Genomic DNA, 17,298 nt, shown 5'->3' with positions numbered 1-17,298 from the left:
TCGGTTACAAAGAGTAACCACGAGTTCCGTATCGCGGAAGCCCCTCGCGGCGCCGCCCAGGAGACCCCAATGAGCCTCAAGCTCCACACGATCATCACCAGCACCCGTCCGGGCCGCGTCGGTCCGCAGCTCGGCACGTGGTTCAACGACGTCGCCAACGCCCACGGCGCCTTCACGTCCGAGCTGGTCGACCTCGCCAGCTTCGACCTGCCGGTCTTCGACGAGCCGAACCATCCGCGCATGGCGAAGTACGAGAAGGACCACACCAAGGCCTGGTCGGCCAGCGTCAAGGCGGCGGACGCCTTCGTCTTCGTCACTCCGGAATACAATTACGGCGTGTCGCCGGCGCTCTACAACGCACTGACCTTCCTGTCGCAGGAATGGGCCTACAAGCCGGCCGGCTTCGTCGCCTATGGCGGCGTGTCTGGCGGCCTGCGTGCCGTGCAGCAGATCAAGCCGACGCTGACCACGCTGAAGATGATGCCCATTCCGCAGGCGGTGGCCGTGCCCGGCTTCGGCTCCTTCCTCGGCCCGGACGCCAAGTTCACGCCGAACGACCTCATGGCCACCAGCGCCAAGGAGGTGCTCGACGAACTCGCCAAATGGGCCGGCGCCCTGAAGCCGCTGCGCGGCTGAACGGCGCATTTTCGGCAGGCGATTTGCATGGGACAAGACCATCCGGCCGGTACCGCCGGGTCGTCATCCCATTAGCTGAGTGGACGGACGGGCGGGCTTGGCTCTAGAACCCGTCCGATCTGCTCCACTTTGCGTGCTGCCTGAAAGACTTCCCGCATGTTCAAGAAGATCCTGATCGCCAACCGCGGCGAGATCGCCTGCCGCGTGATCAAGACCGCGCGGCGGATGGGCATCAAGACGGTCGCCGTCTATTCCGACGCCGACCGTGACGCCATGCACGTGGAGATGGCGGACGAGGCCGTCCACATCGGCCCGCCGGCGGCTGCCGAAAGCTATCTCGTCATCGACAAGATCATCGCGGCCGCCAAGCAGACCGGCGCCGAGGCGATCCACCCCGGTTACGGGTTCCTGTCCGAGCGCGAGGCTTTCGCCCAGGCGCTGAAGGACAACGGCATCGTCTTCATCGGCCCCAATCCGCGCGCCATCGCCGCGATGGGCGACAAGATCGAATCGAAGAAGGCGGCGGCTGCCGCCAAGGTCTCGACGGTTCCGGGCTTTCTCGGCGTGATCGAGGATGCGGCGCACGCCACCCGCATCGCCGACGAGATCGGCTATCCCGTCATGATCAAGGCCTCGGCCGGCGGCGGCGGCAAGGGCATGCGCATCGCCAATTCAGCATCGGAAGTGGCCGAGGGCTTCACGCTCGCCAAGTCCGAGGCGAAATCCTCCTTCGGCGACGACCGAGTCTTCGTCGAAAAGTTCATCGTCAATCCGCGCCACATCGAGATCCAGGTGCTGGGCGACAAGCACGGCAACGTCATCTATCTCGGCGAGCGCGAGTGCTCCATCCAGCGCCGCAACCAGAAGGTCATCGAGGAGGCGCCCTCGCCGCTGCTCGACGAGGCGACCCGCCGCGCCATGGGTGAGCAGGCCGTCGCGCTGGCCAAGGCGGTGGACTACGATTCGGCCGGCACGGTTGAGTTCGTCGCCGGCCAGGACAAGTCGTTCTATTTCCTCGAGATGAACACCCGCCTGCAGGTGGAGCATCCGGTGACCGAGATGATCACCGGCATCGACCTAGTGGAGCAGATGATCCGCGTCGCCTACGGCGAGAAACTCGCCCTGACGCAGGATCAGGTGAAGCTGAACGGCTGGGCGGTGGAGAGCCGCATCTATGCCGAGGACCCTTACCGCAACTTCCTGCCCTCCATCGGCCGGCTCGTGACCTACCGCCCGCCGGCGGAAGGTCCGGCGGGGGACGCGGTGGTGCGCAACGACACCGGCGTGTTCGAGGGCGGCGAGATATCGCTCTACTACGACCCTATGATCGCCAAGCTGGTCACCTGGGCGCCGACCCGCGAGAAGGCCATCGCGGCGCAGGCGGACGCCCTCGACGCCTTCGCCATCGAGGGCATCCAGCACAACATCCCCTTCCTCTCCGCCCTGATGCAGCATCCGCGCTGGCAGTCGGGGGCGCTCTCGACCGGCTTCATCGCCGAGGAATATCCGGAAGGGTTCAAGGCGCGGCCGCCGGAGGGCGAGGCCGCCGGCGTCATGGCGGCGGTGGCGGCCTTCATCGACCACGTCCAGAACGTCCGCAAGCGCAAGATTTCCGGCCAGATGCGCCAGGGCCACCGGGTCGCGTTCGACCGCGACCGGGTCGTGCTGATGGCCGGCACGCGCCACGACGTCGAGGTGATCGACGAGGGCGGCAAGATCGCGGTGCGAATCTTCGACGGAGCGGGCGGGGCAGAGCTCAAGACCCACACGGTCTCCTCCTCCTGGACGCCGGGCCAGCCGGTGCTCGCGGGCCAGGTCGACGGCCGGCCGGTGAACCTCCTGGTGCGGACCGTCCCGAACGGCGTCGCGCTCGCCTATCGCGGCATCGCCACCACCGCCCATGTCTACACCCGCCGCGAGGCCGAACTCGCCGCGCTGATGCCGGTGAAGGTCGCCGCCGACACGGGAAAGAAGCTGACCTGCCCGATGCCGGGCCTCGTCAAGTCGATCGCCGTCTCGGTCGGCCAGGAGGTGAAGGCGGGCGAGGCGCTCTGCGTCGTCGAGGCCATGAAGATGGAGAACGTGCTGCGCGCCGAGCGCGACGGCAAGGTCAAGTCCATCGCCGCCAAGGCGGGCGACAGCCTGGCCGTGGACGCGGTCATCATGGAGTTCGAATGAGGTTGTCGACAGAGCGTTCTTTGTGCCTTGCAGGCACCCAAACGCTCTGCTAGACAGCGCGCCTCGCCGGAGAAATCCGGCGCTGCGGTCGTGGCGGAACTGGTAGACGCGCTACCTTGAGGTGGTAGTTCTTAACCGAGTGGAGGTTCGAGTCCTCTCGACCGCACCAAATTCGAAGCCCCGGTGGACGCTCAGTCCGCCGGGGCTTTTTGCTGTCGGGTGCGGGGCCGGAAGGCTCTGCCGGAGAGGCCGTGACGCCTCCGGTAGGGCAGGCGTCAGGACGCCGGTTCCGGTTCGGCCGTCGGGCGGCGGGTGGCCTGCCGGACCGCGGAGTACAAGGCCCACAGCACGAGCACGGCGCAGAGCGCCAGTAGCGTCGCGCTGATCGGCCGATCGAAGAGGCTGAGGTAGTCGCCCCGGGCCATCAGCATGGCGCGCCGGAAGTTCTCCTCGATCATCGGCCCCAGCACGAAGCCGATGAGGAGCGGCGCCGGTTCGAAGCCGAGCACCCGCATCGTGTAGCCGATCACGCCGAAGGCGAGCGCCAGATAGACGTCGAAGACGTTGTTGTTGACGCTGTAGACGCCGATGCAGATGAGCACGAGGATGGCCGGGTAGAGCAGGTGGTAGGGCACGGTGAGGATGCGCACCCACAGCCCGATCAGCGGCACGTTGAGGATCACCAGCAGCACGTTGCCGATCCAGAAGCTGGCGACCAGACCCCAGAACAGCTGGGGTTGGCTGGTCATCAGCATGGGCCCAGGGGTGATTCCGTGGATCATCAGCGCGCCGAGCATCAGCGCCATGGTCGCCGCGCCGGGAATGCCCATGGTGAGGGTGGGGATGAAGGCGGTTTGCGCGGCGGCATTGTTGGCCGCCTCCGGTGCCATGACCCCCTCGACGGCCCCCTTGCCGAAGCGTTCGGGCGTGCGCGAGACCTTCTTCTCCACCGCGTAGCTCATGAAGGCGGCGATCGTCTGGCCGGTGCCGGGAAGCGTGCCGAAGAACGAGCCGATGGCGGCACCGCGCGCCATGGGCAGGATGGAGCGCTTCAACTCGCCGGGCTTCGGCAGCATGGAGCGGAAGGTGATGGCTTTCGGCGGTTGGCGCTGGCTGCCGCGGATCGAGGCGATGATCTCGGAGATGCCGAAAAGGCCCATGGCGAGCGCGATGATGCTGACGCCGTCGAACAGGTTGTGAAAGCCCATGGTGAAGCGGTCCGCGCCGGTCTCGAGGTCGGCGCCGATGCAGCCGATGAGGACGCCGAGAACCACCATCACGATGCCCTTGACCGGGGTTCCCTGGCTGATGGCGCTGGCCGCCAGCAAGCCGAAGAGCATGACCGCGAAGTAGTCCGCCGCTCCGAAGGCCAGCGCCACCTGGGAGAGCAGGGGCGCAAAACCCATGAGCAGCACGATGCCGACGCTGCCGCCGACGAAGGAGGCGACGGTCGTCATGAACAGCGCCTCGCCGGCGCGCCCCTGCTGCGCCATCGGATAGCCGTCGAGGCAGGTGACCGCGGCCGAGGGGGTGCCGGGGAGATTGAGCAGGATGGAGGCGATGGAGCCGCCATATTCGGCGCCGTAGTAGACCCCGGCCAGCATGACGAGGGCGGCGGTCGGCGACAGGTAGAAGGTCACGGGGAGGATCATCGAGACGGCGGCAAGCGCCCCGATCCCCGGCAGGACGCCGATGAAGGTGCCGAGGAAGACGCCGAGGAAACAGTAGGCGAGATTTTCGGGGGAGAAGGCGGTCTGGAAGCCCAGCGCCATGTTGGACAGCAGATCCATGTCAGTACCACTTGATGGGCTGCATGGGCATGCCGAGCAGCGAGATGAAGAGGACGTAGGCCGCCACGCAGAGACCGGCGGCCAACAGCAGGGTCGGCAGGACGCGCGACCTGCGGTCGGCGAGAGCGGCGATCACCACGGTGGAGACGATCGCCGGCATCAGGCCGAGGAAATCCATGACGATGGCGAACGACAGGATCGCCGCGCAGACGCTCACAAGGGGGCGCCATGAGACCTCGGGAACATCTCCCGGGCGAAAGAGCGAGGAGGCCGCGATGATCACGGACAGCGTGATCAGCGTGCCGGCGGCGAGCATCGGGTAGTATCCCGGTCCCATCGCCGTGCTCGTGCCGACATGCATCTGCAGAGAGCGGAAGAGGAACCATGCCCCGAGCGTGAAGAGCAGGCCGCCGCCGATGAGGTCGCGAAGATCAATGCGCAGCACGTGGAGTTCCTCCCGTCTGTTGGTCGTCTTTGATTGTGCGCTGAATGCGGGATGGACGTTTGCCGATCCCGGCCCGGGCCATTCATAGTCATCGAGGCCGGACACGGGCAAGCAACGACCCGGTGTCGGGCGACCCTGCTTGGCCGGAACCACGGTGGCGTCGAAGGATTCTGGGAGGATTTACCGGCGCTGACGTCGGGAAAGCGGTGCTCCGGTGCATCATCTGAAACTTCAACCGGCCTCTTCGGTCGGGCGCGACCCGTCGCCACAGACGGCCGGATCCGCGCCGTCTTCCACCTCTTCCGTATCGCTGACCGATAGCGTTGTGCCGTTCGGGACCGGCTGTCTTGTCAACTTCGCATGTCTGGCCCGGACCCAACTCCCCTAGGCTCCCCGACGGGAGGCTGCGTCATCGTCGGGGCGCCGCCGGCATCCGCACAGCCGACGGACCGAGGGAGCTTTCCATGCGCATCACCCGTCGCCAGGGCCTTGTCGCAGCAGCGGCCATCCTCGCCGCGCCGCGGATCGGCTTCGCCCAGGGCCAGGCCAGGCCCCTGCGCTTCGTCGTCAATGTCGGCCTGCAGAACCTCGACCCGATTTCCTCGCCGTCCTTCGTGACGCGCAATTTCGGCTACATGGTCTTCGACACGCTGGTCTCATTGGACGGCAAGGGCGAATACAAGCCGCAGATGCTGGAGGGCTGGGAGGTCAGCGCCGACCGGCTGACCTGGAAGTTCAAGCTGCGCGGTGGCCTGATGTTCCACGACGGCCAGAAGGTGACCTCCGAGGACGTCATCGCCTCGCTGAAGCGCTGGGGCAGCCGCGACTCCATCGGCCGGCGCCTGATGGCGGCCACCGCCGAACTCACCGCCGACGGCCCCGACGCCTTCACCCTGAAGCTGTCGCGCCCCTTCGGCGGCGTCATCGACGCGCTGGGCAAGCCCTCCGTCCACGTGCCGATGATCATGCCGGCGCGTATCGCCTCGGCGACGCCGCCGACCCAGCAGGTCGCGGAGATCGTCGGCTCGGGCCCCTATGTGTTCCAGCGCAGCGAATGGGTGCCGGGCGACCGCGCCACCTTCCGCAAGTTCGACAAGTACGTCCCGCGCAGCGAGCCGGCCGACGGCCTCGCCGGCGGCAAGATCGCCAAGATCGACCGGGTGGAGATGCTGACCATGCCGGACATCGCGCTGCGCTATGCGGCGCTGACGCGCGGCGAGGTCGACTATCTGGAATATGCGCCGGTGGACCTCGTGCCGCGCATGCGGCGGGACCGCAACCTGGTCTTCGCCCAGGCGAGCGGGCGCGCCAACCTGATGTATGCGGTGTCGATCAACCACTTCCAGGCGCCGATGGACAACGTCCTCGTCCGCCGCGCCATCCAGCAGTGCCTCGACCGCGGCGAGGTGCTGGCCGGCGCCGGCTTCGGCGGCGACCTCGGCAAGCCCGACTGCACCTCCATGTTCATGTGCGGCGCGCCGTTCGAGAACAAGGGCGGCAGCGACGCGATCGCCAATCCGAGCATCGACAAGGCCAAGGCGCTGCTGGCCGAGGCCGGCTACAAGGGCGAAAAGATCGTCGTGCTGCACCCGCTCGACAGCCCGCTGCTCAATCCCTTCGGTGCCGTGCTCATCGACCGGATGAAGCGGGCCGGCTTCAACGTCGACGTGCAGGGCCTCGAATGGTCGGCGATCGCCCAGCGCTGGGTGCAGAAGAATCCGCTCGACCAAGGCGGCTGGAGCGTCATTCCGGTCGTCTATACCGGCTTCGACATGTCCGACCCGCTGTCCAATCTCGGCGTCGGCTTCAACTGTACCGGCAACCAGCCCTGGGGCTATTGCGTGCAGCCCATGGTGCCGGCCATCGAACGGTTCGAGGCGGAGAGCGACCCGGCCAAGCGCAGGGCGATCGCCGAGGAGATCCAGACTTTCGCGCTGGAGAACGCGACATTCCCCATCGCCGGCCAGTTCCAGAGCCCGGCCGTGTGGCGCGCCGAGCTGTCGGGGGTCATCGACTTCGGCTTCCCCGTCATGTGGAACATCGAGCGCAAGGCCTGATCGGGGCGGGCGGCCCGCGCCGCCCGCCCTCACGCCGGGACGATGTTGACCGCGCGGTAGCCCTCGTGACGCATGGCCTCGAGGAAGGCCGGCAGCATGGCCGCCGTCTGCGGTCGCGTGTCGTGGAACAGCAGGATGCCGCCGCGGGTCTGCTTCAGGCGGCGCATCACCAGGGCGAGCTGGGCCTGGGGCGCCATGTCGTTCCAGTCGCTCGCCCAGAGGTCTGCGCCGAAAATGCCGATCTGGCGCGCCGCCAGCCCCTGGTTCAGCGGCTCGGAATCGCCGAAGCCGGGATAGCGGAAGAAGGGCGTCCGGGGCCGGCCGGAATAGGTGCCGTAGAGCGCCCGGTCCACGGCGGCGAAACCGGCCTCGATGTCGGCCTCGGCCTGGGCCTGCGGCAGTTGCGCCAGCGTCATCGGGTGGGTGTTGGAGTGGTGGCCGACGGTGTGGCCCTCGGCGAGCACCCGCCGGGCGAGGGCAGGGTGGGCGGCCGCCTGCCGGCCGATCATGAAGAAGGTGGCCTTCACGCATTCGCGCGCCAGCGTCGCGAGGATCGGCTCCGTCGTGCCGGGATGGGGGCCGTCGTCGAAGGTGAGCAGCACGTCCCCCGGGGCGAGGGGCAGGGTGCGCGGATAGCTCTTGCGGCCGACGCGCAGGCCGCCCGCGGTGGAGACGGGGATGATGCGGGCCGTGCCCAGCCGGTCCGGCCCGCATTCCGCGGCCTGCGCCCCGCCCGCCGCCAGGGCGGACAGGGACAGCGCGCCGAGGACAGCCCGGCGCGAGGGCCTGTGGGTGGAGATCATGGGCTCGTCGTCCTGAGGTGAGTCGCAGCGGGCAATGCCGGTCGCAGCTTGCCAAATCGCTGCACTGCATCCAAGAACGTCCGATCCCTGATCCGATACCAGTGCCCGCCGGGAGGCCCCCATGGCCGAAACCACGTCGCCCGCCGCCATGGCCGAGGAATGGCGCGAGAAGGACTGGCGCGACGAGGAGGGCGAGCTGCTCCCCGAGGTCGTGGAACTCGTCCAGTCGATCCTCGCCGCGGAGGACGGCGCGAGCCTGAAGAGCCTCGTCTCCGACGCGCACGAGGCCGACCTCGGCGCCCTGTTGGCGCAGCTCGACGCGGAGGACCGCAGCCGGGCGGTGGCGCTTCTCGGTTCGGATTTCGACTTCAACGCGCTGAACGAGGTCGACGAGACCATCCGCGCCGAGATCCTCGAGGACATGGCCCCCGCCACCGTCGCCGAGGGCATCGCGACGCTGGAGACCGACGACGCCGTCGCCATCCTCGAGGATCTCGACGAGGACGAGCGCTCGGCCATCCTCGACAAGCTGTCGCCGGCCGACAGCTTCGCGCTGCGCCGCGCCTTCGACTATCCGGAAGGCTCCGCCGGCCGGCGCATGAAGGACGAGTTCATCGCTGTGCCGCCGTTCTGGACGGTGGGGCAGGTCATCGACCACCTGCGCGAAGCGGCGGACCTGCCGGACGACTTCACTGAAATCTTCATCGTCGACCCCGGATTTCACCTCCAGGGCCATATCCGACTCGACCGCCTGCTGCGCGCCAAGCGGCCGGTGGTGGTGACCGACATCCTCGAGGAGGAGATGCACACGGTCGGCGCCAGCGAGGACCAGGAGGACGCCGCGCTGCTCTTCGAGCGCTACAATCTGCTGTCCGCGCCGGTGGTGGACGAGGTCAACCGCCTCGTCGGCGTGCTCACCGTCGACGACATCGTCGACGTCATCGAGGAGGAGGCCGACGAGGACATCAAGGCGCTCGGCGGCGTCAAGGCGGACGAGGAGATCTCGGACAGCGTCTGGACCACCGCCAAGGGCCGCTTCCGCTGGCTGCTGATCAACCTGGTCACCGCCTTCCTCGCGACCACCGTGCTGAAGTCCTTCGAGCACCAGCTCGAGGCGATGGTGGCGCTCGCCGTCCTCGCCCCCATCGTGGCGAGCCAGGGTGGCAGCGCCGCGACCCAGACCATGACGGTGGCGGTGCGCGCACTGGCGACCCGCGAGCTCGGCCCGCGCAACGCCTGGCGCATCGTCCGCCGCGAGGTCTCGGTCGGCCTCTTCAACGGCATCGCCTTCGCCCTCATCACGGGGACCGTCGCGAGCTTCTGGTTCACCAATGCCGGCATCGGCGTGGTGATCGGCCTCGCCCTCGTCTGCAACCTCGTGGCGGGCTCGCTCGGCGGGGTGCTGGTGCCGCTGGCGCTGGACAGGTTGAAGGTCGACCCGGCCATCTCGTCGGGCCCCTTCGTCACCACGGTGACCGACGTGACCGGCTTCTTCAGCTTCCTCATGATCGCGAGCTGGTGGTTCAGGATCTGAGTCCGGCGGCCGTGGCAACGCTTTGAAATGCTTGCCGGATCGGCGTTCCGCTGCGCGCCTCCGAAGGATGGTGATCATAGCCGGCGCAGGAACCGGGCGTTAAGTCCCGCCCGCTAGACAGGTGCGGTAAGGGCCTGCCGTCCGGGGAACGGGAATGTCCATTTCGGTGAAGCGCCGTGCCGACGCGGCGTTGAGCGGCTATGTCTGGGCGGCGGGTGCCGCCGCTGCCACGTCCGGGGTTCTGGCGGGGGTCATGGGGTATCACGCCCTCGACCCGGCCCGGCTCGTCCTCGGCGCCGACGCTTCATGGGTGCCCCAGCTCACCGTCATGACGCTGGCCGCGACGCTGGCGGCCCTCGGCCTGCTCTGGTCTCTGCGCATCGCCCAGCGCCAGGTCATCGCGGGGGCGCGTTTCCTGCTGCCGCCCGGTATCGACGGGCTCACGGGCCTCGCCAACCGGGCCGCCTTCTGCCGCTCCTTCGAAGAGGGCCTCGACGGCGTCGACCGCAAGGGCGGCCTCACGCTCCTGCTGCTCGACCTCGACCACTTCAAGGAGATCAACGACACGTTTGGCCACCATGCCGGCGACACGGTGCTCGCCGAGGTGGCGCGCCGCCTGCGCTTCGTCTGCGGCCCGGAGGCGGTGATCGGCCGCCTCGGGGGCGATGAGTTCGCCGTGCTGATCCAGGGGTCGCCGGCCGCCACGGACATTGCCGCGGCCTGCCGCATGATCATCGCCGCCATTCGCAAACCGATCCCCTGCGACGGCCATGCGCTCGGCGTCGGCGTCTCCATCGGATTCCTGTCGACGGAGGACCGTACCGCGAGCCGCGACGACCTGATGCGCCGGGCGGACCGGGCGCTCTATGCCGCCAAGGCCGCCGGAAAGAACTGTGCCGTCGCCTTCCATCCCGACATGGACCGCGACGAATCGCACCGCCGCTACCTCGAACGCGAGCTGCGCGGTGCGTTGATCAACGGCGAAATTTCCATCGAGCTGCAGCCGATCTTCTCGGCGGACGGACAGAGGCTGGAGGGGGCCGAGGCGCTGGCGCGCTGGAACCACAGCTATCGCGGCCGGATCCTGCCGGTGGAGTTCATCCCGTTGGCGGAGACCAGCGGTCTCATTCACCAGCTCGGCCAGGTGGTGCTGCGCCAGGCCTGCCGGGCGGCGGCGCGCTGGGACGGGCCCTTCGTCTCCGTCAACGTCTCGCCGCTGGAGTTCCGCCGCGACGACTTCATCTTGAACGTCCGGGCGGCGCTGGAGGCCTCCGGCCTGCCGCCGGAGCGGCTGGTGCTGGAGATCACCGAAGGCGTGATGATCGAGAATGCCGACCATGCGCTGCACGCGATCCGCGCCATCCGGGCGCTGGGCGTGAAGGTGGCGCTGGACGATTTCGGTACCGGCTTCTCCTCGCTCAGCTACCTGCGCAAGTTCGAGCTCGACGCGCTGAAGGTCGACCGCAGCTTCGTCACCGATCTCGACAACGGCGCCGAAGCCGCCACCATCCTGCACTGCGTGGTCAATCTCGGCCGCGCCCTCGGCCTCTCGGTCGTTGCCGAGGGCGTGGAGACGGCGGACCAGGCGCGCTTCCTCAGGGCGGCCGGCTGCCACCGCATGCAGGGCTATCATTTCGGCCGGCCCATGCCCCTGGCGGGATTCGAGGCTCACTTCGGTCTCGCGCCGGACGGCGGGGAGGGGCATCGCGCGGTGGCATGACCTGCAAAGGTCATCGCGCCGGCGGCTCCGCCCTGCCACCGTGGCGCCTCACCCCGACGAGGACGCCCGCCATGACCGCCTATGCCGTCGCCCACCTGACATCCGTCGAGATGGGTCCCGCCATCCGCGCCTATCTCGCAGCGATCGATGCGACGTTCGCGCCGTTCGGCGGCCGGTTCCTCATCCACGGCGGCCGTGCCGAGGTGCTCGAAGGGCCCTGGTCGGGCGATCTCGTCGTCATCGCCTTTCCCGACCGCGCCAGTGCCGCTGCCTGGTACGGCTCGCCCGCCTACCAGGCCATCCTGCCGCTCAGGCGCGACCATGCCCGCGGCGCGGTCTTTCTGCTGGACGGCGTTGACGACAGCCACCGCGCCACCGACGTGCTGGCGGAAGGCGGGGGATGAGGGGGCTGTCCGGCATATTGTGCGCTCGACAGGCCGGCGCGGCTGGGGCAGGGTCCAGCCCTCTTTCAGCCCCTCCACGGACTCCTGCCATGACCGACGTCCTGCCCCTCGATCCCGCCGTCAAGGCGAAGCTCGAGACCATCACCACCGCGACCCTGACGACGGTCCTGCTCAAGAAGGGCCTGAGGAAAGTGTGGATGGCGGGCACGCAGCCCTTTTCGCATGCCGGCAAGCGCACGGTCGGGCGGGCGTTCACGCTGCGCTTCGTGCCGGCGCGCGAGGACCTCGCCACCCCTGCGAGCTGGTCGCATCCGATCTCGACCCGCGGCGCCATCGAGGCCATGCCCGAGGGCGTCATCGCCGTCGTCGACGCCATGGGCTCGAAGGACGCCGGCATCTTCGGCGACATCCTCTGCGCCCGCATGGCCAAGCGCGGCGTCGCCGCCCTCGTCACCGACGGCGTGGTGCGCGATGCCGACGGCGTGCGCGGCACGGGCCTGCCGGTCTGGTGCTCGGGCGCCGCGGCGCCGGCCTCGGTGGCCGCGCTCACCTTCATCAACTGGCAGGAGCCGATCGGCTGCGGCGGCGTCGCCGTCTTCCCGAACGACATCGTCGTCTGCGACGGCGACGGCGCCGTGCTCATCCCGCAGGACATGGTCGACGCCGTGCTCGAGGCCGCCGAGGCGCAGGAGCATCTCGAGGGCTGGCTGATGGGCGAGGTCGAGAAGGGCGTGCCGCTGCCGGGGCTCTATCCGCCCAATGCCGAGACCAAGGCCCGTTACGAAAAGGAAACGGGTCGTAAAGCATAAGAAGGGGACGAGCGGCCGCCATCCCGCGGCCGCAATCCTTGGCCACATCGCTGACCATGACACGACGCTCCATCGCCTTCACCGCCGTGACCCTGATGGGGCTGATGCTCGCCGGCTGCGGCAGCGTGCCGACCGAGGTCGCCGCGCCGCAGACGGGTGACCACCCGTTCCCGACCCTGACCCATACGGTGGGCCATCACGTCCACCCGGTGCACGGCATCGACGTGTCGAAGTACCAGGGCCAGATCGACTGGGAGCAGGTGAGGGCGGCCGGCGTCTCCTTCGCCTTCATCAAGGCGACCGAAGGCGGCGACCGCCTCGACAGCCGCTTCCGCGAGAACTGGGAAGCCTCGCGCCGGGCCGGCGTGCCGCGCGGCGCCTATCACTTCACCTACTGGTGCCGGCCGATGGCCGACCAGATCGCCTGGTTCAAGCAGAACGTGCCGGTGGAGCCGGACGCGTTGCCGCCGGTGCTCGACGTCGAGTGGAACTTCCAGTCGCCGACCTGCCCGCGCCGGGTGCCGGTGGCGCTGGCGCAGGCGAAGATGCGCGAGTTCCTGCACGCCATGGAGCGACACTACGGCAAGAAGCCGATCATCTACGCCGACATCAAGTTCCACCGCGAGGTGCTGGCCGGCAACGAGTTCGCCGAATACCCGTTCTGGGTCCGCTCGGTGGCGGCGGTGCCGCACGAGCGCTATCCCGGCCGGCGCTGGGCCTTCTGGCAGATCACCGCCACCGGCCGCGTCGCCGGGATCAACACGCCCGTCGACCGCAACGTCTTCGCCGGCACCCGCCAGCAATGGCAGCAGATCGCCCAGACCGGTTTCCGGCACCGGGGCCACGGAGCGACGGCGGTCGCCGCCGCGCCGGCTGCTCCCGCTGCGGCCCAGCCGGTGGCGCTCGCCGCCGCCGAGACCGCGCCCGCCCAGGTGCCGACCGCGACGACCTCCGTGCCCGCCGCCGCCGTTCCGACGGCCGATACGCCGGCCATGACCACGGCGCCGCTGCCGGCATCCCGGCCCCGCTTCTAGGATTCGCGGCGTCTGGCGACGCCGCGCCGCCGCCGGTCAGAGCGTCGGCCGGATCTCGAAGCCGTCGACCTGTTCGCGCGCCGGATCGGCGAAGCTGACCGCCTTGTGGTCGATGGCGTCGACCTCGGCGCCGAGCGGGCCGTTCATGGCGTCGCGCAGCAACTGCTCCGCCGCCTCGTCGCCGGCCCAGACCAGGGCTTCTACCGAGCCGTCCTCGCGGTTCCTCACCCAGCCGCTGGCGCCGAGTTCCAGCGCCCGGCGGCGGAACCACTGGCGGTAGCCGACGCCTTGGACGCGGCCGCGGATGGTCAGGTGGAGCGCCACGGCAGCACGCCCTCCCGCGTCGCCAGCTCCGCCTCGCGTTCGGTGATGAAGTCGCGCGTCACCGGCACGGCGTCGCGCCGCTCGGAGAGCAGGAGCTGGTAGACCATGTTGGAGCCGTCGCGGAAGCCGAGCTCGACGGCGGCGAGATAGAATTCCCACATGCGGGCGAAGCGCTCGCCCTGCATGGCGACGACCTCGTCCCGCACCGCCTCGAAGTTCTCGCGCCAGGCCTTGATGGTCCAGTAGTAGTGGAGGCGCAGCACCTCGCAATCATCCACCCACAGGCCGCAGCGCTCGGTGGAGGCGAAGACCTCGGAGAGCGCCGGCACATAGCCTCCGGGAAAGATGTATTTGCGGATGAAGGGCGCGGTGGTGCCGGGCGGCGACATGCGGCCGATGGCGTGGATCATGGCGTAGCCGTCGCGGCCGCAGAGCCGCTTTACGGTGGCGAAATAGTCGTCGAAATGGGCGACGCCGACATGCTCCATCATGCCGACGGAGACGACGCGGTCGAAGGTGCCGGTCAGCTCGCGATAGTCCTTCTCGAAGAAGGTGACGCGATCGGCGACGCCCGCCTGCGCCACCCGGTCGCGGGAGGCGGCGAGCTGGTCCGGCGAGACGTTGATGGCGGTGACCTTGGCCCCGCAGACGGCGGCGAGATAGGTCGCGAGCCCGCCCCAGCCCGAGCCGATCTCGGCCACCGTCATGCCCGGCTCGATGGCGAGCTTGGCGGCGATGTGGCGCATCTTGGCGACCTGCGCCTCCTTCAGGCTCATGTCGGGCCGGGAGAAGTAGGCGCAGGAATAGCTCATCGTCTCGTCGAGCCAGAGCTCGTAGAAGGCGCGGGGATGGTCATAGTGGCTCGACACGTTCGCCGCCGCCTGCCCGACGCGGTTCGACTGGTGGCGCCGCTTCAACGCGCGCCAGACCTTGCGCAGCGCCTGCTGCACCGGATGGGAACCGAGGCCGGCGCGGTTCACCGAGAAGAGGGTCAGGAGGTCGAGCACCCGGCCGCCGTTCTCGAAGGTCAGGCGGCCGTCCATATAGGCTTCGGCGGCCGCCAGCTCGGGATTGAAGAAGAGCTCGCGCTGCACCTTCGCGTCGTGGAGCCGGACGGTGACGTCGGGGCCGTCCCGGCCGGAACCGAAGCTCTCGCGGGCGTCGTCGTGGTGGATGACGGTCAGACGGCCGTTCCGGACGAAACGCGCGAGAAGATGGGCGAGCATGCTCATGGAGGTTCAGCCTCGAAAACCGTTCCGCGCGAGGCGGCGAAGCCCGGTCAGGGCGGCGACGGGCAGGTGCCAGGAGATCGCCGAAGCGAGCACGGCCTCCTCGAAGGGGTGCCGGAGGAGGCGCGCACCGGCCACCGTCCGGCCGCCATGATAGACGATCGCGGCGCGGGCGCCACCCGCGGTCAGGACCGGCCTGACCGCGCGCCGATAGCCTCCCGGGCCGACGCCCTCATAGGCGTCGAGCCGCACGAGGTCGCGCGGCGTCAGGCGCCAGAGGACACCGTGGACCATGCCGCCGGGGGCCCGCCGCACCGACAGGTATCCTGCCCGCGTGACGACGAGCCGGTGGCCGGCGAGGCGGCCGATGCCGACGGCGCGCGCGCCCGGCGCCCGCCGCGCCATGTCGGCCCTGCTCATGTTGGTGCCGTAGGCGAAGCAGATCATGGGGCAGGGATGGCAAAGCGCCGCAGGGACCGCAAGGGCAACGACCGAAGGGCGCGTGCATGACCGGAGCGTGCGGAGGCGGGCCTCGCAGGACGCACCTCACCAAGGCCGGGCGGGGGCGTCACGCCCACCGCCTCACGCGGCCGGCATAGGCCTCCCACGCGGGGCCGAACCGCGCCGCCAGATGCGCCTCCTCGCGCAGAACGGCGAAATGGGTCATGGCCAGCACGAAGACCGCCGCGGCGACGAGATAGGCCGCCGCGCCCTCGACGCCGCCGAAACCCGCAATGATCAGCGCCTCGCCGAGATAGATCGGATTGCGGCTCCAGGCGAAGGGGCCGGCGGTCACCAGGCGGCGGGCGGCGTGATGGGGCAGCACGGCGGTGCCGGCCCGCGACAGGGCGGAGGACGCCCAGAGAATGAGGGCGAGGCCGGCGCCGAGCGCCAGCGCGCCGGCGGCCTTGAACAGGATCGGCAGCGGCAGGGCGAGGGGAGCGAGGGCATTGAGCCCGTAACCGAGGGCGAGCGACCCGAGGAAGATGAGCGGCGGCAGCGGAAAGCGGTTCGGCCGCTCCGCATAAGGGGAATCCGCCTGGCCCGTCATCGTCGTCTCCCTGCCGCTCGGCCGATCATGACAGCCTGCCGGACGGCTTCTATAACCCTGATGTCGCAGCCGCACGAAGCCTGCGCGTGAAGGATGAAGCCATGCTGAGGAACACGCCGCGTCCCTTCGACTTCGACCTCGGCGAGACCGCCGACATGCTGCGCGACACGGTCTTCACCTTCGCGCAGGCGGAGATCGCGCCGCGCGCCGCCGAGATCGACAAGACCGACCAGTTCCCCATGGACCTCTGGGAGAAGTTCGGCGGCCTCGGCCTGCTCGGCGTCACGGTGGAGGAGGAGTACGGCGGCTCCGGCCTCGGCTATCTCGAGCACTGTATCGCCATGGAGGAGATCTCGCGCGCCTCGGCGTCGGTCGGCCTCTCCTACGGCGCCCATTCCAACCTCTGCGTCAACCAGATCCGCAAGAATGGCTCGGACGAGCAGAAGCGCCGCTACCTGCCGAAGCTGATGAGCGGCGCCCATGTCGGTGCCCTCGCCATGTCCGAGCCCGGTGCCGGCTCCGACGTCGTCTCCATGAAGCTGAAGGCCGAGAAGAAGGGCGACCGCTACGTGCTCAACGGCACGAAGATGTGGATCACCAACGGACCGGACGCCGACGTTCTCGTCGTCTATGCCAAGACCGATCCCGCAGCCGGCGCCCGCGGCATGACCGCCTTCCTCATCGAGAAGGGCTTCAAGGGCTTCTCCTGCGCCCAGAAGCTGGACAAGCTCGGCATGCGCGGCTCGCACACCGGCGAACTCGTCTTCGAGGACTGCGAGGTGCCGGAGGAGAACGTGCTCGGCCAGGTCGGCCGGGGCGTCAACGTGCTGATGAGCGGCCTCGACTACGAGCGCGCCGTGCTGGCGGCCGGCCCCATCGGCATCATGCAGGCCTGCATGGACGTGGTCATGCCCTATGTCCACGAGCGTAAGCAGTTCGGCCAGGCCATCGGCGAGTTCCAGCTCGTCCAGGGCAAGATCGCCGACATGTACGTGTCGATGAACGCCGCCCGCGCCTATGTCTATGCGGTGGCGAAGGCCTGCGACCGCGGCCAGACGACGCGCGAAGACGCCGCCGGCGCCATCCTCTACGCGGCGGAGAACGCCACCAAGATGGCGCTGGACGCCATCCAGCTCCTCGGCGGCAACGGCTACATCAACGACTATCCGACGGGGCGCCTCTTGCGCGACGCCAAGCTCTACGAGATCGGCGCCGGCACCTCCGAGATCCGCCGCATGCTGATCGGGCGGGAGCTTTTCGCCAAGACGATGTGACGGGGAGGGG

Annotated in this window: 16 protein-coding genes and 1 tRNA gene; 10 read left to right on the top strand and 7 right to left on the bottom strand. The window is 69.0% G+C overall.

The window, feature by feature from the left end; genetic code table 11:
* Window positions 1–69 precede the first annotated feature (69 nt).
* The 3 genes from C6569_RS09620 to C6569_RS09610 all read left to right on the top strand — a co-directional run bounded on the left by C6569_RS09620 (window position 70) and on the right by C6569_RS09610 (window position 2,983).
* Window positions 70–636, top strand: a complete 567-nt coding sequence (locus C6569_RS09620) for an NADPH-dependent FMN reductase (protein WP_106748637.1) — start codon at window positions 70–72, stop codon at window positions 634–636.
* A 156-nt stretch (window positions 637–792) separates the two neighbouring features.
* A complete protein-coding gene (locus C6569_RS09615) occupies window positions 793–2,814 on the top strand; it encodes an acetyl-CoA carboxylase biotin carboxylase subunit (protein WP_106748636.1) in 2,022 nt (673 codons plus the stop codon).
* An 84-nt stretch (window positions 2,815–2,898) separates the two neighbouring features.
* Window positions 2,899–2,983 (top strand) — tRNA-Leu (locus tag C6569_RS09610).
* Between the two features lie 106 nt (window positions 2,984–3,089).
* Here C6569_RS09610 and C6569_RS09605 read toward each other — a convergent pair.
* The gene (locus C6569_RS09605) at window positions 3,090–4,604 is read right to left on the bottom strand and encodes a tripartite tricarboxylate transporter permease (RefSeq protein ID WP_106748635.1); all 1,515 of its coding nucleotides are present in this window, start codon (window positions 4,602–4,604) and stop codon (window positions 3,090–3,092) included.
* A gap of 1 nt (window position 4,605) precedes the next feature.
* Complete coding sequence (locus C6569_RS09600; RefSeq protein WP_181313976.1) at window positions 4,606–5,049, bottom strand: tripartite tricarboxylate transporter TctB family protein; 444 nt, start codon at window positions 5,047–5,049, stop codon at window positions 4,606–4,608.
* Window positions 5,050–5,513: 464 nt separating this feature from the next.
* Here C6569_RS09600 and C6569_RS09595 point away from each other — a divergent pair, with 464 nt between their 5' ends.
* Window positions 5,514–7,106, top strand: coding sequence for an ABC transporter substrate-binding protein (locus tag C6569_RS09595; RefSeq protein WP_106748633.1), 1,593 nt, complete (start codon window positions 5,514–5,516; stop codon window positions 7,104–7,106).
* 29 nt (window positions 7,107–7,135) lie between these two features.
* On the opposite strand, the gene C6569_RS09590 is transcribed toward C6569_RS09595, so the two are convergent.
* Complete coding sequence (locus C6569_RS09590; RefSeq protein ID WP_106748632.1) at window positions 7,136–7,909, bottom strand: polysaccharide deacetylase family protein; 774 nt, start codon at window positions 7,907–7,909, stop codon at window positions 7,136–7,138.
* Window positions 7,910–8,030: 121 nt separating this feature from the next.
* On the opposite strand from C6569_RS09590, the gene mgtE reads away from it, so the two are divergent.
* The 5 genes from mgtE (at window position 8,031) to C6569_RS09565 (ending at window position 13,410) form a co-directional block, all read left to right on the top strand.
* The gene (gene mgtE, locus C6569_RS09585; protein ID WP_106748631.1) at window positions 8,031–9,443 is read left to right on the top strand and encodes a magnesium transporter; all 1,413 of its coding nucleotides are present in this window, start codon (window positions 8,031–8,033) and stop codon (window positions 9,441–9,443) included.
* A 154-nt stretch (window positions 9,444–9,597) separates the two neighbouring features.
* Window positions 9,598–11,163 (top strand): putative bifunctional diguanylate cyclase/phosphodiesterase, encoded by a 1,566-nt coding sequence (locus C6569_RS09580; protein WP_106748630.1) that lies wholly within the window; start codon window positions 9,598–9,600, stop codon window positions 11,161–11,163.
* Window positions 11,164–11,234: 71 nt separating this feature from the next.
* Complete coding sequence (locus tag C6569_RS09575; RefSeq protein WP_106748629.1) at window positions 11,235–11,567, top strand: DUF1330 domain-containing protein; 333 nt, start codon at window positions 11,235–11,237, stop codon at window positions 11,565–11,567.
* Between the two features lie 89 nt (window positions 11,568–11,656).
* Window positions 11,657–12,376, top strand: a complete 720-nt coding sequence (locus tag C6569_RS09570) for a ribonuclease activity regulator RraA (protein WP_106748628.1) — start codon at window positions 11,657–11,659, stop codon at window positions 12,374–12,376.
* A gap of 38 nt (window positions 12,377–12,414) precedes the next feature.
* Window positions 12,415–13,410: a glycoside hydrolase family 25 protein gene (locus C6569_RS09565; protein WP_245898286.1), complete on the top strand. Its 996-nt coding sequence runs from the start codon at window positions 12,415–12,417 to the stop codon at window positions 13,408–13,410.
* A 36-nt stretch (window positions 13,411–13,446) separates the two neighbouring features.
* Here C6569_RS09565 and C6569_RS09560 read toward each other — a convergent pair whose 3' ends face one another.
* The 4 genes from C6569_RS09560 to C6569_RS09545 form a co-directional block, all read right to left on the bottom strand.
* Window positions 13,447–13,734, bottom strand: coding sequence for an acylphosphatase (locus tag C6569_RS09560; RefSeq protein ID WP_106748627.1), 288 nt, complete (start codon window positions 13,732–13,734; stop codon window positions 13,447–13,449).
* The gene (locus C6569_RS09555) at window positions 13,719–14,966 is read right to left on the bottom strand and encodes an SAM-dependent methyltransferase (protein WP_106748626.1); all 1,248 of its coding nucleotides are present in this window, start codon (window positions 14,964–14,966) and stop codon (window positions 13,719–13,721) included. Before C6569_RS09555 ends, C6569_RS09560 begins: the two co-directional genes overlap by 16 nt.
* Before the next feature lie 6 nt (window positions 14,967–14,972).
* Complete coding sequence (locus tag C6569_RS09550; RefSeq protein WP_181313974.1) at window positions 14,973–15,383, bottom strand: gamma-glutamylcyclotransferase family protein; 411 nt, start codon at window positions 15,381–15,383, stop codon at window positions 14,973–14,975.
* Between the two features lie 148 nt (window positions 15,384–15,531).
* Window positions 15,532–16,014, bottom strand: coding sequence for a methyltransferase family protein (locus tag C6569_RS09545; protein ID WP_106748624.1), 483 nt, complete (start codon window positions 16,012–16,014; stop codon window positions 15,532–15,534).
* 101 nt (window positions 16,015–16,115) lie between these two features.
* Between C6569_RS09545 and C6569_RS09540 the strand changes: the two genes are divergently transcribed.
* Window positions 16,116–17,288 carry an isovaleryl-CoA dehydrogenase gene (locus C6569_RS09540; protein WP_106748623.1) on the top strand — a complete coding sequence of 391 codons (1,173 nt, stop codon included), beginning with the start codon at window positions 16,116–16,118 and terminating at the stop codon, window positions 17,286–17,288.
* The last annotated feature ends 10 nt before the right edge of the window (window positions 17,289–17,298 follow it).

This window comes from Phreatobacter cathodiphilus, assembly GCF_003008515.1.
GTDB lineage: Bacteria > Pseudomonadota > Alphaproteobacteria > Rhizobiales > Phreatobacteraceae > Phreatobacter > Phreatobacter cathodiphilus.
This window is presented reverse-complemented; position numbering and strand designations above follow the sequence as displayed.